This window comes from Enterococcus sp. NPDC086594 (assembly GCF_044746145.1).
GTDB classification, from domain to species: domain Bacteria; phylum Bacillota; class Bacilli; order Lactobacillales; family Enterococcaceae; genus Enterococcus_D; species Enterococcus_D entomosocium.
Window position 1 is genome coordinate 31,079 of sequence record NZ_JBIVBP010000010.1, and the last position, 25,513, is coordinate 56,591.

The 25,513-nt window shown below is 43.6% G+C and carries 17 protein-coding genes; 2 read left to right on the forward strand and 15 right to left on the reverse strand.

Annotated features, from left to right (window positions below):
• Positions 1-740: 740 nt before the first annotated feature.
• From ACIPK1_RS13355 to ACIPK1_RS13365, 3 genes are all read right to left on the reverse strand, one after another.
• Positions 741-1,469, reverse strand: coding sequence for a GntR family transcriptional regulator (locus ACIPK1_RS13355; protein ID WP_400451113.1), 729 nt, complete (start codon positions 1,467-1,469; stop codon positions 741-743).
• 101 nt (positions 1,470-1,570) lie between these two features.
• Positions 1,571-2,926 carry a PTS cellobiose transporter subunit IIC gene (gene celB / locus ACIPK1_RS13360; RefSeq protein ID WP_005235081.1) on the reverse strand — a complete coding sequence of 452 codons (1,356 nt, stop codon included), beginning with the start codon at positions 2,924-2,926 and terminating at the stop codon, positions 1,571-1,573.
• Complete coding sequence (locus ACIPK1_RS13365) at positions 2,910-3,422, reverse strand: hypothetical protein (protein WP_400451114.1); 513 nt, start codon at positions 3,420-3,422, stop codon at positions 2,910-2,912. The genes celB and ACIPK1_RS13365 overlap by 17 nt, the downstream gene beginning before the upstream one ends.
• Before the next feature lie 418 nt (positions 3,423-3,840).
• Between ACIPK1_RS13365 and ACIPK1_RS13370 the strand changes: the two genes are divergently transcribed.
• Entirely contained in the window at positions 3,841-4,209 is a 369-nt protein-coding gene (locus tag ACIPK1_RS13370; RefSeq protein ID WP_005235074.1) for an iron chaperone, read from the forward strand.
• Between the two features lie 77 nt (positions 4,210-4,286).
• Here ACIPK1_RS13370 and ACIPK1_RS13375 read toward each other — a convergent pair whose 3' ends face one another.
• Positions 4,287-5,627: a peptidoglycan DD-metalloendopeptidase family protein gene (locus ACIPK1_RS13375; protein WP_400451115.1), complete on the reverse strand. Its 1,341-nt coding sequence runs from the start codon at positions 5,625-5,627 to the stop codon at positions 4,287-4,289.
• 282 nt (positions 5,628-5,909) lie between these two features.
• On the opposite strand from ACIPK1_RS13375, the gene ACIPK1_RS13380 reads away from it, so the two are divergent.
• A complete protein-coding gene (locus tag ACIPK1_RS13380) occupies positions 5,910-6,341 on the forward strand; it encodes a GNAT family N-acetyltransferase (protein ID WP_016613476.1) in 432 nt (143 codons plus the stop codon).
• Positions 6,342-6,637: 296 nt separating this feature from the next.
• Here ACIPK1_RS13380 and ACIPK1_RS13385 read toward each other — a convergent pair whose 3' ends face one another.
• The 11 genes from ACIPK1_RS13385 to ACIPK1_RS13435 form a co-directional block, all read right to left on the reverse strand.
• Positions 6,638-7,339, reverse strand: a complete 702-nt coding sequence (locus tag ACIPK1_RS13385; protein ID WP_016613477.1) for a response regulator transcription factor — start codon at positions 7,337-7,339, stop codon at positions 6,638-6,640.
• An 11-nt stretch (positions 7,340-7,350) separates the two neighbouring features.
• On the reverse strand, positions 7,351-9,951 hold the full coding sequence (locus tag ACIPK1_RS13390) for a DUF4118 domain-containing protein (protein WP_400451116.1): 2,601 nt from the start codon (positions 9,949-9,951) through the stop codon (positions 7,351-7,353).
• 12 nt (positions 9,952-9,963) lie between these two features.
• Positions 9,964-10,500, reverse strand: coding sequence for a potassium-transporting ATPase subunit C (locus ACIPK1_RS13395; protein ID WP_005235035.1), 537 nt, complete (start codon positions 10,498-10,500; stop codon positions 9,964-9,966).
• Between the two features lie 48 nt (positions 10,501-10,548).
• Positions 10,549-12,579, reverse strand: coding sequence for a potassium-transporting ATPase subunit KdpB (kdpB, locus tag ACIPK1_RS13400; protein WP_005235034.1), 2,031 nt, complete (start codon positions 12,577-12,579; stop codon positions 10,549-10,551).
• Positions 12,580-12,591: 12 nt separating this feature from the next.
• Positions 12,592-14,268 (reverse strand): potassium-transporting ATPase subunit KdpA, encoded by a 1,677-nt coding sequence (gene kdpA / locus ACIPK1_RS13405; RefSeq protein WP_400451117.1) that lies wholly within the window; start codon positions 14,266-14,268, stop codon positions 12,592-12,594.
• A gap of 271 nt (positions 14,269-14,539) precedes the next feature.
• Positions 14,540-20,470 carry a bacterial Ig-like domain-containing protein gene (locus tag ACIPK1_RS13410; RefSeq protein ID WP_400451118.1) on the reverse strand — a complete coding sequence of 1,977 codons (5,931 nt, stop codon included), beginning with the start codon at positions 20,468-20,470 and terminating at the stop codon, positions 14,540-14,542.
• 28 nt (positions 20,471-20,498) lie between these two features.
• Positions 20,499-21,227, reverse strand: a complete 729-nt coding sequence (locus ACIPK1_RS13415; protein ID WP_400451119.1) for a LytTR family transcriptional regulator DNA-binding domain-containing protein — start codon at positions 21,225-21,227, stop codon at positions 20,499-20,501.
• Between the two features lie 658 nt (positions 21,228-21,885).
• Positions 21,886-22,929 (reverse strand): DUF916 and DUF3324 domain-containing protein, encoded by a 1,044-nt coding sequence (locus tag ACIPK1_RS13420; protein ID WP_005235023.1) that lies wholly within the window; start codon positions 22,927-22,929, stop codon positions 21,886-21,888.
• 111 nt (positions 22,930-23,040) lie between these two features.
• Positions 23,041-23,688 carry a WxL domain-containing protein gene (locus ACIPK1_RS13425; RefSeq protein WP_400451120.1) on the reverse strand — a complete coding sequence of 216 codons (648 nt, stop codon included), beginning with the start codon at positions 23,686-23,688 and terminating at the stop codon, positions 23,041-23,043.
• Positions 23,685-23,993: a hypothetical protein gene (locus ACIPK1_RS13430; RefSeq protein ID WP_016620539.1), complete on the reverse strand. Its 309-nt coding sequence runs from the start codon at positions 23,991-23,993 to the stop codon at positions 23,685-23,687. The genes ACIPK1_RS13425 and ACIPK1_RS13430 overlap by 4 nt, the downstream gene beginning before the upstream one ends.
• A gap of 14 nt (positions 23,994-24,007) precedes the next feature.
• The gene (locus ACIPK1_RS13435; protein WP_400451121.1) at positions 24,008-25,477 is read right to left on the reverse strand and encodes an adhesive domain-containing protein; all 1,470 of its coding nucleotides are present in this window, start codon (positions 25,475-25,477) and stop codon (positions 24,008-24,010) included.
• Between the last annotated feature and the right edge of the window lie 36 nt (positions 25,478-25,513).

Below are 25,513 nucleotides of genomic sequence, written 5' to 3' on the forward strand. Positions count from 1 at the left end.
AGTGTGTCTACAAATTGGTCTGCTTGTTCGTCTGCTTTCGTGAAAAGTTGCACTTTTGCTGTTCTACCCTCGGGCTTTTTTTCAAGCGAGCTGACGTTTCTGCTGTGACCTTTTGAGCAGTGATGTCCGTTTCCTTCTTGCCATCATTCGTTCAAAAAAAGAAAGCAAAAACCACCACACCCCATGATTTCCACGGCCTCCATTTATTTTGGAGGATAGGAATCAAGTCAGTGAATCGGCCTGTTTCTCAATAAAATAGCCATTAAACGAAAAGACGGCTTCCGTTCGCAGAACATCTGTTGTCTATTTGATAGTATCAAAGCAAAAACAGATTGAAAAATCAGATATTTCTTCACTTGATGAAATATTTGTCAGAGCAAGTCGTTTATCCACATGATATTGTTAAAAATTGAGCAAAATATCTTCGTATTAAGGAAACGAATGGTCTTCTTTAAACGATCTTTATCTTAAATCAACAATCACGCCTTCCTAACCGCCGATCAATCCCCTCAAAAAAAATCAGCGACCTTATAAGCCAAGGTCGCTGATCGATTCTTTACCTATTATATAGTTTTACTGCTCAGTCATCTTTCATCCATTGGAAGCGATCCCTTTTCTCTCAGTTTGAAAGCCGGTTCCAGTCCGCTGCTCAGCAACTGTAAGTCTTTTTTCTCCCTGATGGGCTGCTTTTCTCTTGCCTTCAAAAAAAGAAAGAACCGTTTCTTGAAAATCAGTTTGCTTTAAACGAATAACTTTTTATGCATGTATAATGTCGCCATCCGATAATCATAATGGATCATCGAAAAGGCTAATAGTTCGCCATTTCTCAGATAGCTGTCGTCTCGTACGATCAGTGCGGGCATACCTTCTTCTAGATGAAAAAACGCTGCTTGTTCCTGTGATAGCGGTTTGCTTTGGATGAACTTGTCGATGAAGGCGACTGTCAGTTGTTTTTCTTCTGCCAAAGCTTGGAACATTGACCCCTCCATCATTGTTTCGGAGATCTCCCCTACGATTTCAGGTATATAATAGGAACGCTCAATCAAATACGGTTTGTCATCTAGCGTGCGAAACCGTTGGACTTCGATAAAGTGCTGATCTTTCGCAAATTGTTTTTGACTTGGAAGAAACAACGCCTCTGATACTTTGACCAGTCGCTTTGAGGCTTTGACCGTTCGAATGTTTTTCTCGCCCCGGGTCAAGTCTTCATTGAAGCCAAGATCTCCTTGTTCAATGGTCGGTTTTTGGTTGTTTTGAAAGCGAATATACGAGCCGCGGCCTTGCATCTGGTAGATCCAGCCCATCTTGCTCAACTTATTGAGGGCTTGGCGTAACGTATAACGAGAAACTGGATAAATTGCCAAAAGCTCTCGTTCACTAGGCATCTTCCCCTGCTCATTTCCAATGTCACCGGATTCGATCTTTCTGATCAATTCTGCTGCTAAGTCTTCAATACTGAGTTTCGTCATCTGCCTACTCCTTTCCTTGCGATTCTCTACTACTATTATCGTCTTTGGCGTAAAAAAAGCCAGCTATTTTTCATAGCCGGCTTATCAAAAAAACGGATAGATTATGCCTTCGTTGCGTTTGCTTGTTCGTCCTTGTATAATTTGCCATCATACATTTTGATGAATGGGAACCAAATTAAGAAAGCAACGACTGCACAGATGATTGCTAAGACAAAGGCACGCCAGTCACCACCTGAACCAATAAAGCCGGATAAGCCAATTGGAGTTGGCCACGCTACTTGGGCAATCGGTGGGTTAACAAAGCCTAAGTTGATGCCAAAATAAGCAACGGACATTGAAACCATCGGTGCTAAGAAGAATGGGATCGCTGTGTACGGGTTGTATACCACTGGCATCCCGAACAAAATCGGTTCATTGATATTGAAGAAGGATGGCACGATCGCTGCTTTTCCTAAAGCACTTAACTGTGCTGATTTTGCAAAGAAGGCGATGAAAATCACCATTCCTAACGTTGCTCCTGAACCACCGATCGTTACGAAACTATTGTTAAACTCACCCGCAAAGGCAATGTTGGCACCATTTTGGTTTTCCACCATATTCGACAATACGATTGGCGTCAAGAATGAGGTCACGATCGTTGCCCCATGAATACCCACGATCCAGAGCGCATGCATGAAGAAGTAGATAACAAGTAGTCCGACCCAGGTACTGGTCAATTGCGTCACGAAACTAAAAGGAATCGCAATGACTTTGAAAATATCTGTGCCCATTGCGACTAATGCACCATTGATGACGATTACAGCTAATGAAGTCAGTGCCGTTGGGATCAATGCTGTAAAAGAGGAAGATACTCCTGTTGGCACTGTGTCAGGCATTTTGATGACAATATTGCGTTTCACACAGAATGCGTAGATTTTTACGGCAATAATCGCCATGATGATCGCTGTAAAGATCCCAGTTGTTCCTAAACGAGTCACCCCGCCAGCCATTTCCCAACCATCGATGATTTTTTGGTCATCAGAAATGACATTGACTAATGTTGCCATACCGCCTTCAAAAACTAATTGTGGCAAGCACATAAAGAACGCCATCATTGAAAGCAACGCGCCATTGACTGGGCTAAGAACGATTTTTTCTTCTTGTGCTTGGATTTTGGTGTACTCGTAACCAAACACGACACAGAAGTAAAGTGCTAAAATCCCCATCGTTGCGGTATTACCTAACATGTAAAGATTTTGGATCTTATCGAATGACGCACTCCAAATGCCCTCTAATGCAGGGAAGCTTTGTGGTAAAACGCTGACGATCAAGAACATAGATCCTACAATAGTGAAAGGAATCGACGCCATCCCGGCTGCCATGACCCCACGAACGATCCGTAATTGTGAGATTTTCCCCATTGGACCCATTAAGTAGCGGTCCAAGAAAGCAAACATTTTGTTATTTTCTGAATCCATTGACTGTTCCTCCTTGAGTTTCAAATGTAGTCAAATACGTGAAATATTTGTCGCGGTCATGCTCGATCAACCACGCTTTACGCTGGATGAACAGGCACGCGATCATGCCGACAGTAAACAAGGCAAGTAAGATGCCTCTACCCGATTGATTCATAAAAGGAATCAATGTTGCTTGCTGTCCGATCAAAATAAATAGAATTGCAATCAGATTGACACCGAATTGGAGCCAATATCCGATTTTTGTCACCAGTAAACGATTCGATTGCTGCCAATATTTTTGAGTTTGTTCAATAAGTATAAGTCCATCAACGATCAATAAGGCAATGGGAATCAAACCAGCCCATGTCCATTGAGACAGACTCAATATGGTCCAATAAAGATTGACAAAGAAAAAGATCGCAGTCATATAACGAAAAAGTAAAAAACGATTAAACCGCATACTTTTGTTTGCATATTCTTTCTTGGCTGCTTGGGTTACCGGTTTCCTTCTGGTCACAAGTCCTCCTCCTTTCTTTTTGCTTTCGCTCAACAACTTGTTCGAACAAGTTATATTCTAGCAGAATTCTTGTTGAATGCAACCGATTTCTTTTTGAAAGTTTTCTCTGAAAATAACCTGCTTTTTCATTTGTTATTTCTGAAAAGTTAAGCTGATCTCAAGGAACCTTGCAGGATAATACTGGAATGTTCCTGATGTTTGGCTTTTGTTCGAGCAGAAAAAAAGTTGTTTTTAGCGTTACTTTTTGCAAAAAATGTTTGTTTCTGAAGGCTTTATCCCCCATGCAAGGCAACAGGTTTGTCAACTTACTAACTTTACAGTACACTCTAAGTAACAAAATAGTTGATTTCAAACATGCGTTATTTTTATTAATCGACATTGCCTGTACTCGTTCCTTAAAACGAAAGGAGATCTCCCAATGGATGTATTAGAAACTTACTTAACCAGCATTGAAGATCCAGTAAAACAAGAAAAACTGCGTGCCTTATTTGCCGCTATTACCAAGAAATTTCCTGACCTCGTTCCAGTCATTAAATGGAATCAGCCGATGTTCACCGCACATGAAACCTTTATTATCGGTTTCAGCGTTTCAAAACCGCACTTTTCTGTCTCTCCAGAAACCAAGTGTCTTGAACAGTTTATCGATGCCATTGAAAAAGCTGGCTACAGCCATACGGATAACATTTTTCGCATCAAGTGGACTGAGCCGATCGATCAAGCATTGATTGAAGACATGATCGCTTTCAACCTGAAAGACAAAGCGGAGATGACCCGCTTTTGGCGCTGAGCCAATTGAGACTTCGTAAAAGAATAGCAACCAAAAAATCCGCAGAAGCCTGTTCGCTTCTGCGGATTTTCTGACTATTATAAGCCCAATTCTGGTGCCGGATCAAAGAATCCTGACCATAAGCTTGTTGACATCCCTAAATGTAGATGGACGCCAGTTGAATTTCCAGTCGTTCCCATACCGCCTACATATTGTCTAGCTGAGACGCTTTGTCCGACCGAGACAGCTGGCAGTGTACTAAAGTGCATGTAGTAGCTGTAAATGCCATTGGCATGTTTGATGATCACATAGTTACCAGTTGACGGACCATAGCCCGCTTCGACAACTTCGCCTGCTTGAATCGCATAGATCGGTGTTCCTGTCCCCCCGGTAAAGTCGATGCCATTATGTTGATTTCCTGATGCCCCTGTTGGATCTGTTCGATACCCAAAACGACTCGAAATATGAACCGAATCGACTGGCATTTGCCATCCACCTGTGCTTGCTTGTTCTTTTGGCTCAGTTGCTTGCTGCACAGGTGCAGGAGTAGCTGCAGGTTTTTCTGACGACACCGATGTTTCTGACGACACTGCGGCTTCCGTCTTCGGCTGTGCTGCTGCCACTGCTGCTTGTTGAACGGCAGGATTTTCAGCAGTTTTAGCTGACTCGGCTTCTGCTGCTTGCTGGCGTTTTGCTGCTTCTTCTGCTTCTTTGCGCGCTTTTGCTTCTTGTGCTTCTTGCTCAGCCAGTTGCTTCAACGCTGCTTCTCGTTGCCGTTTTGCTTCTGCTTGGTCCGCTTCCAATCGGTCTTTTTTCTCTTCTTCGGTGTTCAATGCCAAGGCAAGGTCCGCTAGTTCAACTTCTTGATTCAATTTGACATCAGCTAATTCCGCTTGTTTTCCTTGCAATGCGTTTGACTGCTCTTCGATCACAACCAATTGTTCCTGCAACTCTTTTTCCAATTGCTGGCTCGTTGCGATATCTTCTTGCTGTTGTTCGACGATGCTATTGCTGGCATTCATGATCGTTACTGAAGCGATCGCCCGTTGAATGGCTTCTCCGATGGATTCAGCATCAACGATTTTTTGGAACAACCGATTGGAAGGTTCCGACGTTTGAATGTCACGCGCTTGATTCGCCAGTACCTCTGTGCGCTTGATGATTTTTTCTTCAAGGACTTGGATCTCTTGTGCCAAGGCATTGACTTCTTCTTCCGTCGTCGTTTTCTTTTGTAGGATTGCTTGGATTTCTCCTTCAATCGATTGAATCTCTGCCTCTGTGGAGCGTTTCAGTGATTCTAATGAGGTAGATTCATTTTTTATGTCATTGATTTTTTCATTTTGCTGCTGGATCTTCTGATCAAAGCTGTCTGCGGATACCGTCACGACAGGCAGCGTCAGCAAAACAAGTGAACTTGCAACCAAAAGTGTCTTTTTCATTTTTTCTCCTTAACTAGATGTGTCTTATCGCTTTCTCTAGCATACCGAAAGATTTCATTCTTGGGGTTGTTTTCACACAAATAACATCTGGCTGCAAGAAATTGACATCTAGCTGAAACAAAATTGTTAGAATATTTCAACGAAAAAGATTGCTTTTCTTCGTCATTTAACCTTCGTTACTTATCAAGCGGTTCGTCTCCTGACCGATTGCCTACAAAAGTGCCGCTATTTGCAGCAATCAGTACTGGACCTATGCTATACTGAATAAAAACGGAGGTTCTCATGATACAACAAGTGACCCAATTTACTGATTCTGAATTAGAAACCATCGCCCAGATTTGGCTGCAAAGTAATTTGGATGCCCATGACTTTATTTCGGCTGCCCATTGGCAAGATAACTATGATTTTGTGAAAAAAGCCTTCTCTGATGCCCTTATTTACACCTATTCGGTGGATGATCAGCCCGTCGGCTTCATCGGGATGTTGGGTGATTATATCGCTGGTATTTTCGTTTTGAAAGACTATCGTGCCCACGGCATTGGCAAGCAGCTTTTACAAAAAGCACAAGCAGAACACGAGAAGCTGACTCTGAATGTCTACCAAAAAAATACAGCTGCTATTGCGTTTTATCTCAAAAACGGCTTTACCATCGTTTCTGAACAACTGGATTCTGATACCAATGAAATCGAAAACACCATGGAGTGGCATCGTTGATGCTGCTCTTTTTCCTATTTTTTTCTACCTGTTAGTTAACGAACCCTTTGGAAACTGTTTAATAAAAAAAGTATAACTGATCAAACAACATATTTCCCAGCAATACATATAGGACAAATATACAAAATTTGAATGAGCAACATGATTGATTATTTTTCCCTTCGTGCAGTCCCATCTTCCCTTGGATTGGCACTGTCAAATGGTATAAAGCAGTGGATACTATGGTCATTGATGCAATGAAAGTAAACAGCCTCCTCCTAAATTTTAGGAGGAGGCTGTTTAGGATTGAATCGAACTTATACAGAAGATTCTGCTGGATACTCCCGCAAGCGATACCCGACGCCGATTTCAGTGATCAAATATTCTGGCTGCAGCGTATTGGTTTCGATTTTTTTGCGAATGTTTGAGATATTGACTCGTAAGGTTTGTGCATCCGCTGCAAAAGGTCCCCAGACTTCACTGGTCAGCGTATCGTAAGTGACGACTTTGCCTAAATTCTTGAACATTACTGCCATGATACGGTATTCGTTTTTGGTCAAATGGATCTCATTTTGATTCTTGTACAGGATTTTCTTCTCAAAATCGATCGTTAACTCCTTGTTTACGAGAATCGGGCTGCTGCTAAAGGCAGCTGACTCCTTGTGCCGCAATGCCGTGCGGATACGGGCAAATAATTCATTGGTACTGAAGGGCTTTGTTACATAATCATCGGCACCGAGGTCTAACGCTTGCACTTTGTCTTGTTCATCTTTGCGGGCAGAGATCACGATGATCGGTGTGTTCATGCGCTTACGAATGATTTTTAACAGCTCCATGCCATCAATGTCCGGTAAGCCCAGATCCAGCAAGATGAAGTCAATAGTTTCTTCCTGCAAGAGCATCAATGCCTCCATGCCCGTACCAACTGACGTAAAGTTGTAGTGTTCTCTTTGCAAGACGACCTCCATAAAATCAACGATATTCGAATCATCTTCAATCAATAAAAAATGTCGCTGCATGTTCTTCCTCCTTACTGCTTTAAATAAATACGAAAGATGGTACTGCCGGCTTTCGTTTCGATTGCTAATTTGCCTTCATGGGCATGGATGATGGTTTTAACGATACTCAGTCCGATGCCTAGTCCATTTTTGGAATCCACCGGCACTTCGGTGTCATTGGTCAAATTCGCTTGGATTTTTTGGTATTGCCCTAGGGGGATCTCCCCTTGGTTCTCGATTTCAATGACCACTTCTTGCTCCTGAAAAACTCGCAAGAAAATCGGTGTATTGGCGGTTCCATGGCGTACGCCATTTTCAATCAAATTAAACAAGGCTTGTTCGATCAAGATGGGATCGACTTGGACAAAAATCAGCTGATCGGGCATCTTCACGATGATTTTTTGTTGCGGATAGACTTTTTTTAGGTGCGTTAAAACCGCTTCGATAATTTCTTCGATTGGTTCTTCACTGCGCTTGACCGCCATGTTAGTCAAATTGATGCGGGTCACCGACAGTAAGTTTTCGACCATGCGGATCAACCACTGGGATTCACTTTGGATATCTCCTAGCAGCTTTTGTTTCGTTTCCTTTTTGATCGCGCCTTCGGTTTCGCTCAATGTTTCGGCAATGCCAGAAATCGTCGTCAGTGGCGTCCGCAAGTCATGAGAAACCGCACGCAGTAGATTGCTGCGGACTTTTTCCCGTTCGTTTTCTAATTGGATCTGTTCTTTCTCACTCGCCAGAGAGACTTGCTCCAACACGGTAGCAATTTGGGTGATCACAAGGCGCAAGTAATTCAATTGACTATTGGCCAACTGATGCTCCTCGTTGCGTTCTACCCCAAGGGCACCTAGTGGTTTGCCGTTTAAAACGATCGGCAAGTAAAATCCATTGGCACCAATCAGAGTATCTGTGCCGCGACCGGCTTCTTTTTGATTTTTCACGACCCAAAAAGCGACGGCTTTCTCATCCTTGCCAGTTAGTTGAGACAATGTTTCTCTTGAAGAATGCAGACTTCTCAAGTGACCTTCTCTGTCATATAACGCCACTTCTCGCTGGAGTAAGCGTGCCAAATAGGTGGTCGTACTTTCATAAATGTCTTGCTCATTCCGCGTTTCCATGTATTGTTTGTTCAACTCATACAATATCTCCATTTGATGCTCTTTTTCCTTGGCATTTTCTGCCTGGGTCTTCAATCGAACCATCAAATTACTGATCATTAAGGCAACGATCAGCATGATCACTAATGTGATTGGATAGCCTGCTTTATAGACCGTCAAGGAATACAAAGGTTCGACAAAGAACCAGTTGTAAGAAAGGACACTAATGATTGATGCCATGGCACTCCATAGATAGCCACTCGTGTAACGTGCCACTAAGAGAACAAAAAAGATATAAACCAGCATCAAATTCTGATCGCCGAAATGTAAGTACTGCATGCCTTCTGTCACTATGGTAGCGAGCATGATCAGCCCAAAGGTCAAGCTGAAATCTCGACCGCCGCCTTCAAATAATTGCGAAAACGTCAGCCGTGGTCGCTGCATTTTTTCTTTAAAAGGAATCAAATGGATCTCAATATCATCAAGGCGCCGAATCAAGCGGTCTTCCAAATCCTCGACAAACAATTTTTGGAACCACTTCTGAGAAACCTGTTTCCCCATGATAATGTCACTGGCACCCGTCATTTTGGCATACTCTACGATGGTCTCAAAACTGTCATCCGCTTCGATGTTGATGACTTCTGCTCCCAAACGCTCTGCCAATGGCACCTCGGTAGGTGTATCATCTAACGATCGAACTTGAATCACCGTCCATTCCGCCCCCACTCCTTGGGCTAAGCGGGCGGTCCAACGAATGCATTTCTCTGCCATTTTCGGCAAGCGATCATCAATAATCGTCAAAAGCTTGCTTTGGACTCGTTTTCGACCGCCGTTCATTTGATTGATATGATTGGAAGCTTTTTGGATCGCTAATCCACGTAAATGATCAAGTTTTTCTGGCGTAAAAAAGTTTTTTAGTGCCCGCTTGGCATTTTCATCGGCATAGATTTTGCCTTGTTCCAACCGATCAATCAGTTCGTCTGGTTCAACGTCCACCACTCGTAAGCTGGCGTGCTGGAAAAAGGTGTCGGGTACAGTTTCTCTGACTTCCACTTCCGTGACCTTTTCCACGATGTCATTCAGACTTTCGATATGCTGGACATTGATGGTCGTGTAGACGGTGATTCCTGCATGCAAAAGTTCATCAACATCTTGGTAACGTTTTTTGTTTCGCGCACCAATGGGATTGGTATGTGCTAACTCATCGATCAAGACGATATCTGGTTTTAGTTGGATCAGTCGATCGATATCCGGCTCATATAGGGTCAATTGCTTGTGCTGGTATTGCTTTAATGGTACTTGTGGTAACCCTTCAAGCAATCGATTGGTATCGGGACGTTTGTGGGGTTCGATATAGCCGATCACCACATTTTTGCCCATGAGCAAACACTCATGGGCTTCGGTTAACATCGTATAGGTTTTTCCGACACCGGCAGCAAAACCGAAAAATACCCGCAGCTTGCCACGTTTGGGGCCAAATCCGGCTTGCAGCAGCATCTCTTCTGGGATCGTCTGCTGGTTGTTTTCACTCATAGATGCTTCCCCCTATTCTTCGGGTAATTGATCGAGCTGCTGATTCAAGGTCATGATATTGACATATTCTCTCGTGGAGAACAGATCAGCTACTTTATTTCTGTTTATTATATCATGAATTGTTTGTTCATCGATGCCTCTTGTGTCAGCGATCCGCGGCAGTTGAAAAAGTGCCGCTTCGACACTGATATCAGGATCAACGCCACTACCCGAAGCGGTCACGAGATCGATCGGCACACTGGTTTGGGTTGGGTTTTCTGCCAGTAACGCCGCTGTCCGCTCAGCTACAGTCTTTTTTTGGGTCGGATCATAGGGCGACAATTGTGAAACGGTTTGATCACGTCCTTGGAAGTAACCCGCTTGGTCAAAGGGTTGTGCAAGCAGCTCAGACCCTTTAACCGCTCCGTCTTCCACGATCTGACTGCCGTTGGCTTGATGGGCAAAAAAGACTTGTCCGACACCGGTGACCAATAATGTATAGAGACCGCCAAATAGCACGGTACTAACTAGTAAAAATTTGATACTGGCAAAGAGGGTATTCTTCATCATGTTTTCCTCCTAAATGACTCTTTGACTCTGATGGACTTCTCTTTTCTCTTATAGTAGAACAGCTGACAAAAGCAAATCTACTAGCTTAATACAAATGAATGGTGCGATGATGCCGCCTAGGCCGTAGACGACAAGATTGTGCCGCAGCATTTGGCTGGCTGGTTTTTCTTGGTATTTGACCCCTTTTAACGCCAGAGGGATCAAGGCGATGATCACGACTGCATTGTAAATGACTGCGGACAAAATCGCCGTTAAGGGACTACCAAGATTCATGATATTCAGCGCTGCAAGTTCTGGATAAATCGCATAAAACAGGACAGGGATCACTGCGAAATATTTGGCGATATCATTCGCGATACTAAAGGTCGTCAATGCCCCACGGGTCATCAGCAGCTGTTTACCGATCTGCACCACTTGCAGTAATTTGGTTGGGCTGGAATCAAGGTCGATCATATTCCCTGCTTCTTTGGCTGCTTGCGTACCGGTATTCATCGCCATTGCCACATCGGCTTGGGCGAGTGCGGGTGCATCGTTGGTTCCATCCCCCGTCATCGCCACCAAATGCCCTTTTTCCTGATATTCGCGAATCAGGTTCATTTTGTTTTCTGGTGTTGCTTCGGCTAAGAAATCATCGACGCCCGCTTCGGCAGCAATAGCAGCTGCCGTCAAAGGGTTGTCTCCAGTGATCATGATCGTCTTGATGCCCATCTTTCGCATGTCGGCAAATTTTTCTTTGACGCCGTTTTTCACGATGTCTTTTAAATAAACGACCCCGAGTACCTGGCCATTTTTCACTACGACCAATGGGGTTCCACCAGCTTTAGCGACTTTTTCCACGATCTCGTCACATGCAGTGGGATAGATCTGCCCTTTTGCCGTCACGTATTGCTTGATCGTATCAGCAGCTCCTTTACGGATCTCATCACCACGATAGTCGATCCCAGACATCCGTGTTTTGGCACTAAAATCGATCCAATGGACATCAGCTTGCTGAAATTCCCGTTCACGAATATTGAAGGCTTCTTTGGCTAAAATCACGATACTGCGGCCTTCCGCCGTTTCATCGGCAAAAGATGCCAACTGCGCTGCATCTGCCAACTCTTTGGCGGTGACCCCCGGTACCGGCAAGAACTCACTGGCACGGCGGTTTCCCAGAGTAATGGTCCCTGTTTTATCCAGCAGCAAAACATCTACATCTCCTGCTGCTTCAATCGCGCGGCCACTCATGGCGATGACGTTTTCTTTGGTCAAACGACTCATTCCAGCAATCCCAATCGAGGAAATCAAGGCGCCGATCGTGGTCGGTGCAAGACAAATCAATAAAGCGATCACGATCACACTGGAAATCGCCGTTCCCCGACCAGATAACTGACTGCTAAAATCGGTAAAAGGAATCAATGTGATGGAAACAGCTAAGAAGATGATGGTCAGTGTCACTAAGAACAGCTGCAAGCCAATCTCATTGGGTGTTTTTTTCCGCTGTGTCCCTTCCACCATCGCAATCATCTTATCCAAAAACGAGTGGCCATTTTCAGCGGTCACTTTGATGACCAAGTAATCGGAAACGACTAACGTTCCTCCCGTGACTGCACTGCGGTCGCCGCCAGATTCACGAATGACAGGTGCTGATTCTCCTGTGATGGCACTTTCGTCCACCGAAGCAGCACCTTCCACGACATCCCCATCGGCAGGAATTTGTTCGCCAGATGGAACATACACCAAGTCGCCTTTTTTCAAATCGGAGGAACGGACTTCGATAAAAGCCTCTTTCGCTACATCTTCCAAGGACATGACTTTGTAGGTCATGATTTCTTTTTTTGCTTGCTTCAAACTATCCGCTTGTGCTTTGCCGCGCCCTTCTGCCACTGCTTCGGCAAAATTGGCAAACAACAAGGTCAACCATAAGAAGACGGTCACACTGATGCTAAACCACAACGGGACCGTTTGTTCTTGAAAACATAAAATCGTTGTCAAGATCGCCCCTAAGTAAACCACAAACATTACGGGGTTTTTGATTTGTTGGCGAGGATCCAATTTCTTAAAGGATTCGCCGATCGCCCATTGATAGATTTTTTTCATTTTTTCTCTCTCCTATTTCGTTGTAAAGAAGTCTGCGATTGGACCTAAAGCCATCGCTGGTAAAAAGCTCAGTGCACCGATCACGATGATCACAATGATCAGCATCGTGACAAAGACTGGACTCGTGGTTGACAAGGTTCCTTCATTACGAACGGTTTTCTTTTTGGCCCCCATGTTTTCTGCCAGATATAAAATGGCTGCGATGGGAACGAAACGTGAAACGAACATCAAGATACTACCCAAACTATTTAGGAAAACAGTATCTGCGGTCAAGCCGCCAAAGGCACTCCCGTTGTTGTTGCTGAACGAAGTTGCTGCGTACAACAGTTCGCTAAAGCCATGGGCGCCTTGGTTGGTTAGCCAGCTCATGATGTCAGGATGCAAGGTCATCAACATAGCCCCGAAAAGCGTCAATAGCAATGGCGTCAAAATAACGATACTCGTCATTTTAATGTCAAAGGCTTCGATTTTTTTGCCGATATATTCTGGTGTTCGTCCCACGAGTAAACCAGCGATAAAGACCGTCAATAATAGAAAAGCGATCATGCCATAAAGTCCGCTACCAACACCGCCAAAAATGATTTCCCCCAGCTGCATCAAGAACATCGGGATTGCACCCCCGAGTGGTGTGAAACTATCCAGCATGGCATTGACTGATCCACTGGAAGCGGCGGTGGTACTCACTGCCCAGAGGCTCGACCAACCGATACCGAAACGAACTTCTTTGCCTTCTAGATTGGCCGTTCCAAGCACTTGACTGAATTGCGGTCCATAAGCTTCACTGATCACTACGCCAATAAAAGCCAGGATCAAAAAGACGGTTGCGGTGATCAAGATCGTACGTCCTTGTTTCCACTCTTTGATCCAAAAGCCAAAGGCAAAAATCAAAGCAGCTGGCAGCAACAAGATCGCTAAGTTTTCTAAAAAATTACTGAACATCGTTGGATTTTCAAATGGATGGGCGGCGTTGGCGCCAAAGAACCCACCGCCGTTGGTCCCTAATTGCTTGATGGCGATTTGACTCGCTACCGGTCCGAGCGCCATCCAAAAGGATTCCCCCTCAAATCCATTGACTTCAACGCCGCTGCTCAACGTTTGGACGACGCCTTGAGACAGGAGCAAGATCGCTAAAATCAATGAGAGTGGTAAAAGGATATAAAGCAAGGAACGGGTGATGTCTTGCCAAAAATTTCCTACCGTTCGTTTTTGTTTTTGCTGCAGACCACGAATCAAGGCACACAGTACTGCTAGTCCGACTGCCACAGATAAGAAATTTTGCACCGTTAATCCTAATGCTTGGGAAAGATTGGTCAGTGCTTCTTCCCCAGCGTAAGCTTGCCAGTTCGTGTTCGTCACAAAACTGACGGCTGTGTTCAATGCTAAGTCAAAGGACAAATTCTCAACGGCCGCCCCTTGCGGTAACCAGTGCTGGACCATCAATAATCCGGTCAATCCGATGATGGAAAAGACGCTGACGGCCAAGACTGAGAATAGATAGGTTTTGGCGGTCATTTCTTTTTTGCTGACCGAACCAATCACTCGATAGGTCAACCGTTCAATGGGTTGAATAAAGCGGACAAATCGCGGTGTTTTCCCTTGCATGATTTCTTTGATATACCAGCCCAAAGGAACCGCTGCTGCTAGTAAAATCAGTAAAAATAAAAAGCCTTGCACAAAATAGCTACTCATCGTTCTCCCCCCTCAAACAAGTACCAAAAGAGATAGATCATTACGATCACTCCGATTATTCCTAAAACAAGATTCATATTCTTCACTCCTTCATGACGTAAGCATACGCAAAAAGAAATAAAAATAGTGTAAATCTTCTGCTAGCATCTTTACATCTTCTTTATACGGCTGCTTATCAGACAAGAAAACCGCAATACTGCAGGTTTTTTTAGAAAGCAAACTAAAAACAGCGGCTATCATTAAGGATAGCCGCTGCTATAGTCATTGAGACTTATTTCGTTTTTCTGCTTTTGTTCGTGTGTTTCTTACGAAAGAAGACGATCCCCGCTAGTGCCACAAGGCTCACTCCTACAATCGAATAACCTTGAGTGATGGCTGTACCGGTCTTTGGTAACACCCGTTTGTCCTTTGCGGTCGCTTTGCTTTGTGTACCAGGCTGTCCTGCATCCGTTGGTTTTTCTTGCCCTTTATTAGAATCATCTTTCTCTGGCTGCTTATCATTCTCCTCTGGTTCTTCTGCTTTTTCAATGACTTTGATCGTCGCTGTGGCGGTGACTGCTTCTTGTGAGTCAGTACCAAATAAGCGTGCGAAAAAGTTAGGAGTTGCTGCTTCATCGGTTATGATTGAATAAGTGACTTGATAGGATCCGGTTTTTTTGGTATCAACCGAACCGCCCACCAACAGTTGCTCCAACGTAAGTGTGTTACCATCACGATCTGTAGCGGAGACAAAATTGTCGGCAGCTGTCCAGTTGTCACCAACATAAATCACGCTATCTTTCACAGTCACAGAGGTCTGGTCTGCCAACACGGTAATTGTGGCAGTGGCTTCGGCTTTGCCGTTGCGATAGGTTACTTGGTATTTTCCAGGCACATCAGTATTGACTGTACCGCTAGTCAATACTTGATCATAATCGACTGCTTGTCCGCTTTTATCTGTTGCCGAGACAAAATTATCGACGGCTTGCCACTTCTCTCCTTCATAGATCGTACTGTCTTTTGCTATGACCGTTTCTTCGTGAGCAACCACAGTGATTGTCGCTATGTCGCTGACTTTTCCATTCGTATAAGTGACTTCGTATGTGCCTTCTTGAGTGGTATCGACGGTACCAGTAACGATTACTCCTGATAATTCAACCGTTGCTCCCGTTTTGTCTGTAGCTAAGACAAAGTTGTCGGCAGCTTCCCAATCGTCACCGACGTACAGAGTACTGTCTTTGGCTTTGACACTCGTTTGATCAGCCAATACGGTGATCGTGGCAGTTGTTTCAGCTTTACCATTGCGGTAAACCACTTCATATCTGCCTGCTTTAGAGGTGTCAACTGTGCCTGATACCGTAATATCGGCAAGTTCTAGTTCTTTGCCGTCTTTGTCTTTGGCCGACACAAAGTTGTCGGCGGGTTGCCAGTCATCGCCTTCATAAATCGTACTATCTTTGGCGACTACCGTTTCTTGGTTCGCAACAACCGTGATCGTAGCAATAGCTTCCGTTTTACCATTGCTATAAGTAACTTTATACTGACCTTCTTTGCTGGTATCAACTGATCCGCTAACGATCACTCCTGAAAATGGTAGGTTTGCTCCGGTTTTGTCTGTGGCTGAGACAAAGTTGTCGATTGCTTGCCAGTCATCCCCGATATATAAGGTGCTATCTTTGGCTTCAACTGATGTTTGCTCAGCTAACACGGTGATCGTTGCTTTCGCCTCGGCCTTGCCATTGCGATAAATTACTTCATATTTCCCTGGTGTGGCGCTGTCGACTGTACCTATCGTTGTGATATCAGCCAGTTTTACTGCGTTGCCGTCTTTATCTGTTGCCGACACAAAGTTATCGGCGACTTGCCAGTCATCGCCTTCATAAATCGTACTATCTTTGGCGACTACCGTTTCTTTGTTGGCAACCACCGTAATCGTCGCCGTTGCTTTTACTTTGCCGTTTTGATAAACCACTGGATATTGACCTTCTTTGGAAGTATCAACGGCTCCACTAACGGTCACATTTGAAAATGGGACATTCGATCCTGTTTTGTCTGTGGCTGAAACAAAGTTATCAACCGCATGCCAGTCATCCCCAACATATAAGGTACTGTCTTTGGCTTTGACACTCGTTTGATCTGCCAATACAGTGATCGTCGCTGTTGCTTCGGCTTTGCCATTGCGATAGGTTACTTGGTATTCTCCTGGTACTTTCGTATCCACTTCACCACTGGTGGTGACTTCTGCCAAGCTTAACGGTTGCCCCTTCTTATCCGTTGCTGAAACAAAGTTGTCCGCAAGCTCCCATGCATCTCCAACATAAAGTGTACTATCCTTGGCCACGACTGTTTCTTGGTTGGTAACGACCGTAATTGTTGCGACTGCTTTTTGATTGCCATTTTGGTAAATTACTGGATATTGACCTTCTTTGGAAGTATCCACGGCTCCACTAACGGTCACATTTGAAAATGGGACGTTCGCTCCTGTTTTGTCCGTTGCCGAAACAAAGTTATCAACCGCATGCCAGTCGTCCCCGATGTATAAGGTGCTGTCTTTGGCTTTAACCGAAGTTTGGTCGGCTAAGACCGTGATCGTGGCTGTTGCTTCGACTTTGCCGTTACGATAGATCACTTGGTATTCTCCTGGTGTATCCGTGTCAACTTCACCGATAATGGTCACTTCTGATAGTGACAATGCGTTTCCGTCTTTATCCGTTGCCGCTAGAAAATTATCAGCTGCTGTCCATGCATCGCCCACATATAACGTGCTGTCTTTGGCTGCCACCGTTTCTTGGTTGGCAACCACAGTGATTGTCGCTGTCTCGCTCACGTTGCCATTCATGTATTTGACTTCATAAGTGCCGACTTTAGATGTGTCGACCTCACCGTTGACGGTAATTTCCGAGAAGGTCAACGCATTGCCATACTTGTCTGTCGCTGAAACAAAGTTGTCTTCAGCATGCCATTCATCTCCCACATAGATTGTACTATCTTTCGTGACGATCGTTGATAAATCTTCTTCTGGCGTGATGCCTACTGAGAACTGGTTGCCTGTCCGATTCACTTGGATTTCTTTACCAAGCTGAAGCTCCTGGGGCACAACGTAGCCTTCTGGGACGTAGGAAACATAAAGCGTATAGGTCCCCGTATAAATATCAGCTAATTGATACTCTCCCTTCTCATCCGTTACGACAGAAATAACATCTCCAGTCAACTGATTCCAAAGCATCAATGTAACCCCTGCAATTTTTTGAGTTGGTTCTTCGGTATTATAAACATCAAGTGACGCATTAGTTTTGTAAATGATCCCGTTTGAATCACCTGCCGAAAATTGCAGGTTAGTCACCGCCGAAGTAGCCGTCCGTTTGGCTTCCGACAAGGTATCGATCGTATCAGAAACGATCGTTGCTGAAGCTGAGATTTGGCCGGCGTTTTGTGAAAGTACGTTGTAACTGATTTCGATATTTTTCGTTAAAACATAGTTTGAAAAGACAAGCTGTACGTCTCCGTCAACTTCTTTGACCTCGTAGCTGTCATCTGGCACATTCGAAACATTGATTGATCCTAGATCGATTTCACCATTGGTATTTCCCAATGATTTAAGGAGGATCGTTGGATTTGCTACCTTTTTCGAGCCATCATCGATATTTTTTGTTGTGACCTTGACCTGCGTCATGTTTTTTGTATTATTCACGGTATTTTGAGTAATCCCAATAATATCCGTCGCTGTATTGGAAACGGAAACGGTAGTTGAGCCTTGCTGATTATTTGATAGCGGCTCTTTTGCAAAACCAGGTACATAAATCGTACTCATTTCCTGCCAACCATTGGCGTACTGATAGGAAATGATGTAGCGATGGTTAGTCGTCCCAAAATCAAAGGTATAATAGTTGGTTGCCTCATCATGGGTGATCGTTGGATAATTCGGATCGCTTTCTTTCATGGCTTGATTATCATAATAACCACGATCCCAGTACTGTGGATAAATGCCACTGACTTGTTCATTGGAAACATCGATGATCGAAAACACAACATCCGTATTTTTCGGAACATGGGTCTCAACAGTCAAATCACTGATGGTATCTTGACGAGCGTTGACTAAAAACTGATTCTTACTGCTTTGGAGCGTGCGTTCAGAATACAGTTTTCTTCCGGTATAGACGGAGGTATGAACCGTGTCAAGTCCTGTCGCGGAAATCGTGATTGGAATTGTATCGTTAGGAATTGATTTTGTCGGTGCTAAACTATCTGGCACATAATTGAAGCCAATATCAAATTGAACAGAATAGGTAATGGGCGACGTAAAGGTGACCATCGTTCCGCCTGCTACTTCTTCAATCGTATAATCAGTTCCTAAAGTATAATAGAAGCCGACTTTTGGTACCTTTCTTAAAGAAAGATACTCGGGATGTTCAATAAACATTTGTAAATTTTCAATCGGTTGTGAGGTGCTGCCTTCGATATTGACTGAAGTGTCACTGGCATAGGCACCATTTTGATCATAATTTCCCCAAGCAGTTTCAGCGTTATTGGGATTAAGAACACTGATTGGTTCGACGTAGTTGTCTTCAACGATTTTGAATTCTTTATTAGCAATTAACGGTGTCGAGACATTGAGGATGATATCTTTCTGATCAAAGGGTACGGTTATGTTCGTGGAACCAAGAGTGAGATTGCTGTCTTTTGTGGCCGTCACAATCAGTTTGTCCCCATTATTTTCGACAGAAAAATAATCCGTAAAAGTCACATTTTGATAGAAGGCGTCTCTTGCTGTTAACTGTTTCGCCGTGATCGGCTGTCCGTTTTGACTCGAAAGAATGATTTGTTGACCTGCTTTCATCTCCGTCGGCATTTGATGAATTGATACATAGTAGTTTCCTTTAGAAAGGCCATTCATAAAACTGGCAGAAGCAACCCCCATATAATACCTAGAATCGACTTCTTTTTCATCTTTACTGGTTGCTGCGGTAAAGGAAAACCCTCTGTTTTGGGCAGTTGTTTGTTTTAGCTGTACCGAACCAAATCCGGTCGTTGGATACCCTTTTGAAAAAGAAGGCGTATAATCCGTCAGCTCGGTCAAACTCATGGTGAATTGATAAGAAACCCCATAAGCCTTTTGTTTGTCCATCTGTTTGATTTCAACAGCAGTATTGTAAAGACTATTTGAGGTGATCGTATAGTCTTTCCCTTCGACTAATGCTGTCTGTGTTTCTGGCTTGATCTTTCCTTTGATATCCACTTCATAGCTGAAGACTTTTAACGGTTGGGTCTCAATCTTTTTGAAGGACGCACCCGGCGTATCAACCAAATGCAGTGAAAGAGTTTCCGTTCCAGATAATGTCCGATCAGTATTGTAGTAAACCATTCCTTGCATCCCAAAGACATTTTTTTCTGACACATATTGAATCGGGTCAACTTCTTCATACAAATCAATGGCGTAGCTTGTCTGGTTTTGATCGCCCATCTCAATGGTTAGCTGGGGCTTGTCTTCTGAATAAAGATAACTGGTCAACTCGATCGAAAACGATGCATCATGAATGGATTGGTTAAAGGTGATCGTTAATTGATGGGCGGCGCTATCTACTGCCCACGAAGCATTGATTGCTTCATTTGTTCCTTGCATATCACTAAAACCAAGGCCTTCCGGCAGGTCAAAAACAGCAGTGGTGCCGGCTAAGTAGTCTTCGTCATTGATTTCAAAGTCTAATTTCAGTTTCACCGGACTATTGTTTAAAATCCGCGTTTCTTCCGTTTGACTGAACTCCTCACCAGCAATCGTCAGTAATGTGCCTTTTTCTAAAAGCTCTTGTCCATTGATGCGGGTGCTGACACGGGAACTCTTTTCGGCTCCTTTTGCCTCTTTCGATTCAGTTTCTGAAGAACTTGTTTGCGTCGAATCTGTAGTATCTGCTGTATGCGTTGATGAAGTTGTAGCAGGCGTTTCACTTTGACTCGTTGTTGCTGCATCCGTCTTGGAGGTTGCTTCGCCGCTTTCTTCTGAAGAACGATCCGTTTGAGTAGTCTCAGTTGTTTGCGCGTCGCTTGTGTTTGTTTCATTGGCAACGCCGCTGGTTGATTCCAGCAGATGATTTGAGTTATCTAAAGTACGAATGGTCTGTTCCTGTTCCGTGGTTTCCGCAAGCGCCATGACCGGAGTGATCACTTGGGACAGACCTAAAGCGGTAACAACAATGCCATGACGAATTCGTTTATTTCTCTTTTTCATTTTTTTCCTCCATTAAATATATGTAGTTTTAACTGATTGCTTTACGGATTTTTTTTCCAACTTCTAATTCTTCCCCATTAAAAAAGCAAAGAACATTGTTTGTTCGATCAATCATTTTGATTTGTCGCGCATTAATAACGTACGATTTGAATACTTTATAATACTCAGGCAAATCTAGCTGTTTGATGACCTTTAACGAAGTTTCAATGCACTCAACTGATTTCTTTTGATGGAATACGATTCGGTTTCGCTCACCTTTGATCGTTGTTATGTAGTTGATTGCTTCTGCATCAACGATCATCAACTCTCGTTTACTAACAATTTTTAATAAGTGTTTTTTTCCCAGCAATGATCGTTTCACTTCAATTGCTTCTGTTAACAAATTTCTTAACTGCATTGCCACATCCTTTTCTTCTGTATCGATGATTCCTAAAGGACAGATAAGATTCAGTTTCTTGATTTCGATTTTGGACGCATAGGCACCATAAAAAGCAATTTGACACTTTTTGCACTGCTCCCTCAATCGCCCTGCTAATTGAAAACTTCGATCAAAGCCCATCATTTCAATGGAAAATAAAAATAAATCGTTCACATCTGTTAGATACCCTTCAAGAAAAGAATCTAGTTCTTCCGGTGAAATGATCTCCACCATAGAATAAGGAACATGACTTTCAGTGATCATTTTTTTCATCAAATTTCCATTAAAAAAGTTGTCATCTACTATATAAACAGCGAAATTGCTCAAATTTGCAGACATCTTAATTCTCCTTTTCACATCATTTCTAATTGTATTCTTAATTAAAAATGCCTGCTTGCACTTTCAAACGAATTAGCGAAACGTTTATGCAAAAAAGGTAGTTTAAATTAAAAACAAAGTAAGAAAAGACTTTATAATTGGTCTAAACCTATTATAGTAAAGGAGTTCCCGTCGTACTGCTTTCTTAACACATTTATAAGACAGAAAGCGCAAACAACAATAAAAACTTATGTTTTTTTAAGTAGTTTAACTAATTAACAATTCCAAAACTTACCGACTACTGCCCAACCTTTCTAATGATTTTCAAAAAAAAAACCTTCGTTCAAATTAAATATTAATCGTTATTTATTCTTCGTTTTTTCGCAAAAAAAAGCTACCCTTCTCTTTGGGCAGTCCGGTTAAGGGTAATCAACTGTTTCCTCTGAAGATTTTCCATCAAAATAAAAGAGATCGTTCGCTGCTGCAAGATGCAATCAAAAAAAATTTTCTACTTAATTTACCATATCGAATCTTCATGGACACGACAAAAAACCATTTATTTCGAACAATAAATGGCCTGTTTGCTGCTTTTATTATGCTTTTGATTTACATGCATCCCGTGAATTTTGATTGTTTTCTTTTTTTCCTTCTATATTAATAAGGAATTTCTTACAAGTGCTCATGGGGTTTTATCATCTGTTTTTTTTAATGCTCGTTTTAGTTTTCGATTATGCCAAATCAGATAAGCGATGATCAAACATAAAACACCACCAATCGATAGATAGAGAAGGATCGGCGAAGCGGTTTCTTCAATACTGACATCTTGCTCGTTTCTTTCTTGCGCTTCTTGCCTTGCAACTTGGAAGGTCGGCTCTCCCTGCCATTCTTGATCGGCTGCTTTAAGGGTCGCTTTTATTTCATACTCTCCTGATAGCAGTTCCTTTCCATCCAGCGGAAGTGCGTAATTCATTAATGCATTGGGCGCTAATTGGATTTCTTTTTCCCCTTTGATGGCTGTTGCTTTTCCTTCATGGAACACTTCATAAGCAAGCGTGGCTTTACTGAGATAATCGGCTGCTGCATTTTCCACCGCTACGATGATGACATTGCGGCGGTTGATCTCTTCCAAATGGGCTTCTTCAATTCGGACCGCTGGCGGGATGTCTGACTCTTTATTTCGGAGCAATACCGCCACTTCTCTTGCTAATAGGTTTTGAACATTCCCTTGAAATTCTTCACTGCCGGTTTGCTGTACGTATAGTCCCCCTGCCAAAATCCCATCAAATGATTTAGATGGCATCCGGACTGTCAAGGTGATTTCTTTTTGTTCATTAGGGGCTAATGAAAGTGTTTCATCACTCAAAGTAACGAGTTCTTCGATCGCGTACGGAGCAGAAGGCGTTGCTTCCTCATTTGCCCCAGAGTACTCAACGACGCCAGTCATGTTCGTGACCGCTCGATTAAACGATAGCTGTAGATTGATTGGTTGCTCGCTTTTATTGGAAACCATGACTGCTAGTTTTTCTTCTGCCTTGGGCTCCAGCAACAAATCATAGTACATTAACTCTTTGTCCCGCTGTGACTCCGGCAATTTGATTTGAACATCGAAGGTATCAAGTGAATCTGCTGCCCCCGTACTACTAGTACCAATGAAAAATAAGACCGTTAGAATACTTACTACCCAATACTGAAATCCTTTGCCTCGAAGTTTGTTCTGATGCATCCTGTCAGATCCTTTCTACACAAAATAGGAAAGAAAAATCAGCTAGCATAAAAAGCAGCCGCTTAGGCAAGCTGCTTTTTTTCTGCTAACTGTTAAGCAATGACTACTAACCTATGGGGTCGTCGGAGCACTGCTGATCGTCCAAACGAGGGTCGTTTGATAGGTTGCCGATTGTTTTTCCGTATTGGATGGGATCGAAAGGGTAAATTGTTCTAGAGGCATCGACGTTTCACCGATCCCTTCACCAGCATTGGCGGTCAAGAAAGCATATTCATTGTTGATCGCCGCAAAATCAAGCTCGCCATTGGCAATATCACTGGTTCCGGTTGGCGGCGAACTTAAGTTGTTGGTCAATGTACCCGTATCTACCGTTAATACCGCACCGTCCAACGTACTGTCTCCTGCCGTAAATTGGGTTGCTTGCCGTACTTTAATTGCCCAAGAAGAGTTCGCCTGTCCTCGGTTATCACTGACTGCAACTGCCCCTCTTTGCAGCGTGGACCCATCGCCAGGTAGTCCAGTCCCATCCGTAGTAGCCACCCACGTTTCGGCATTTTCTGTTTGGATCTCATGGGCACCAAAATCTAAATTCGTTGGTAGCTGCGTATTGGGATCACTCCCGCCTTTATCCGGGTCAAACACGATGCCACCAGAGGTATATTCTACGACACCGGTCGTATCGTCCGCTTGCACCGTGGTCACAATACTAAGGGCGGTCAATACCCCCAATGCGCCTATTACCGATTTCTTTGAAATCATTTTGCCATCCTCCTTTTTTTGATGCAAATGATCAATGTCAGACTAATGAAGAATCCACCTATTAAGGGCAGCCAAAAGTGATTGGTTTCAGCAAGCTGCGGCAGTGGTTCTTCTACGTTAGTGACCGTTTCTTGACTGGGCGGTGGTTCAATTTCTTCATCAATTGAATCACTGCTAGCTGTTTCCGTTGGTCCTTCATAAAACTCAATGTTGCCGGTCGTCGTATTGGCTACTGCTGATGGAACGAAACTGCAGAAACTGCCGATCATCAAAATCAGAAGCAGCACAAGGGAATTCTTTTTCATTCTGCTCTTCCTTTTCAAGGTGTATCGGAAACGGTCCACACGACTGTGGCGCGATACTGACCTTGAAATTTAGGTGTTTTCTCAGGTACAAATAAATTGAACTGGGAAAAATTAACGGTCAGTCCACCAGTCGATGCCGCATTTTCCAACGCCACCACATTTTTTTCGACATTTTGCTGCAGGGCAATCGTTGCATTATCAGGTAAAACCACTCGACCATCCGTAAAGGTCGAATTGACAGTGCCAAGCTGAACCCTTAATTCGGCGGCTGGCAATGTGCGTGTACCATTGACCCAATTGGTGGATTGTCTGACCTTGACTTGCCATTTTTTCTGCCGATTGCGGGTATCATTGATCCGTAAAATCCCAGTTGTAGCAGCTGAGCTTTGATCGCCGTTGGCGGTTGCCCGCCACGTCTCACTCTTTTTCGTTTGAATGGCATGTCGGCCAAAATTCAGCTGAGTCGGTAGATTCGTCCGATCCATCGTCAGTGCTTCGACCATGAAATAAATCATGGTTTGGCGACTGCTGATATTTAGCGCACTAAAGTTCAAGAGATTGATGTCCGTCGGCTTTGCTTTCAAAACAGAAGCGGAAAAATTAGCAGTCCAATTTGCAGTCAACTGACCCGGACCTGAAAGTAACGTCGGAATTTGAACATCCGTTGCTCCTAAAACAGCTGCATCCGCCAGCTGTTCTTGGACAGTTGTCAAATCATTCAACGCTGAGTTCACGGTGCTAAGCAGAGTATTGAGCAACCCTTGCAGCAATGCGCGCACGACGCCGCCAATATCGATGCCGATCACTAGGATCTGGGTATTTTGAATCGCGGTACTTAAATTCCGTAGAATTTGCGGGACATTGGTTCCTAAGACGACACCAAGGTTCGAACTCATATTGGCATATAAAGCTTCTTTCTGGGTCGTAAACTGCAATGGACTGGTAAATTCAACATTCCCAATATTTCCGACAGTCTTTAGTAAAGAAATCTGCTGATTGATCGCTGTCAAATCGATTTGAACAATCCCAAGGTTGAGATTTAGTGAACTGGTCAAGGAATCAAGCGCTGTTAAGATCGCATTCAAAAGTGGGACATTGGCAATATTGACTGTGGTCGACGTCTTGATCGATGCGGATCCATTGGCACTAATGCTAGTTCTCAATTCTGCTGGGATCGCTAATAAAGCAAATTTATCTTCCCCACTGACATTGACAGAAGCGTTCAACCCGCCGTTGCCTTTAATAGAAAAAGTCACTGGTCGATTTGTCACGCTGCCTGGCCATGGAACGCTTACTGAGGTGCCACTTGTATTGGCACTCGTTAAATTGCTTAAAATCTCCACATCTAAAACATTCACTGCTGCTTCGGCTTTTATTGTCGTTGTTAAAAGATACAAATTGACGAAACTGATGCTGGTCAAAAAGAGAATTAATTGGCCGATCGTCCATTTGTAAAGACGTTTTTCCCTCCTTCTGCTTTTCATACCATTTCTAACCCTTTCTTTACGAAACGATGATCA

Coding starts and splice junctions, on each gene's coding strand:
- ACIPK1_RS13385 (WP_016613477.1), bottom strand. CDS start 7,339: ATGCAGCGACATTTTTTATTGATTGAAGATGATTCGAATATCGTTGAT.
- ACIPK1_RS13355 (WP_400451113.1), bottom strand. CDS start 1,469: ATGACGAAACTCAGTATTGAAGACTTAGCAGCAGAATTGATCAGAAAG.
- ACIPK1_RS13435 (WP_400451121.1), bottom strand. CDS start 25,477: ATGAAAAGCAGAAGGAGGGAAAAACGTCTTTACAAATGGACGATCGGC.
- celB (WP_005235081.1), bottom strand. CDS start 2,926: ATGGATTCAGAAAATAACAAAATGTTTGCTTTCTTGGACCGCTACTTA.
- ACIPK1_RS13395 (WP_005235035.1), bottom strand. CDS start 10,500: ATGATGAAGAATACCCTCTTTGCCAGTATCAAATTTTTACTAGTTAGT.
- ACIPK1_RS13390 (WP_400451116.1), bottom strand. CDS start 9,951: ATGAGTGAAAACAACCAGCAGACGATCCCAGAAGAGATGCTGCTGCAA.
- ACIPK1_RS13420 (WP_005235023.1), bottom strand. CDS start 22,929: ATGCATCAGAACAAACTTCGAGGCAAAGGATTTCAGTATTGGGTAGTA.
- kdpA (WP_400451117.1), bottom strand. CDS start 14,268: ATGAGTAGCTATTTTGTGCAAGGCTTTTTATTTTTACTGATTTTACTA.
- ACIPK1_RS13370 (WP_005235074.1), top strand. CDS start 3,841: ATGGATGTATTAGAAACTTACTTAACCAGCATTGAAGATCCAGTAAAA.
- ACIPK1_RS13380 (WP_016613476.1), top strand. CDS start 5,910: ATGATACAACAAGTGACCCAATTTACTGATTCTGAATTAGAAACCATC.
- kdpB (WP_005235034.1), bottom strand. CDS start 12,579: ATGAAAAAAATCTATCAATGGGCGATCGGCGAATCCTTTAAGAAATTG.
- ACIPK1_RS13430 (WP_016620539.1), bottom strand. CDS start 23,993: ATGAAAAAGAATTCCCTTGTGCTGCTTCTGATTTTGATGATCGGCAGT.
- ACIPK1_RS13415 (WP_400451119.1), bottom strand. CDS start 21,227: ATGTCTGCAAATTTGAGCAATTTCGCTGTTTATATAGTAGATGACAAC.
- ACIPK1_RS13410 (WP_400451118.1), bottom strand. CDS start 20,470: ATGAAAAAGAGAAATAAACGAATTCGTCATGGCATTGTTGTTACCGCT.
- ACIPK1_RS13375 (WP_400451115.1), bottom strand. CDS start 5,627: ATGAAAAAGACACTTTTGGTTGCAAGTTCACTTGTTTTGCTGACGCTG.
- ACIPK1_RS13425 (WP_400451120.1), bottom strand. CDS start 23,688: ATGATTTCAAAGAAATCGGTAATAGGCGCATTGGGGGTATTGACCGCC.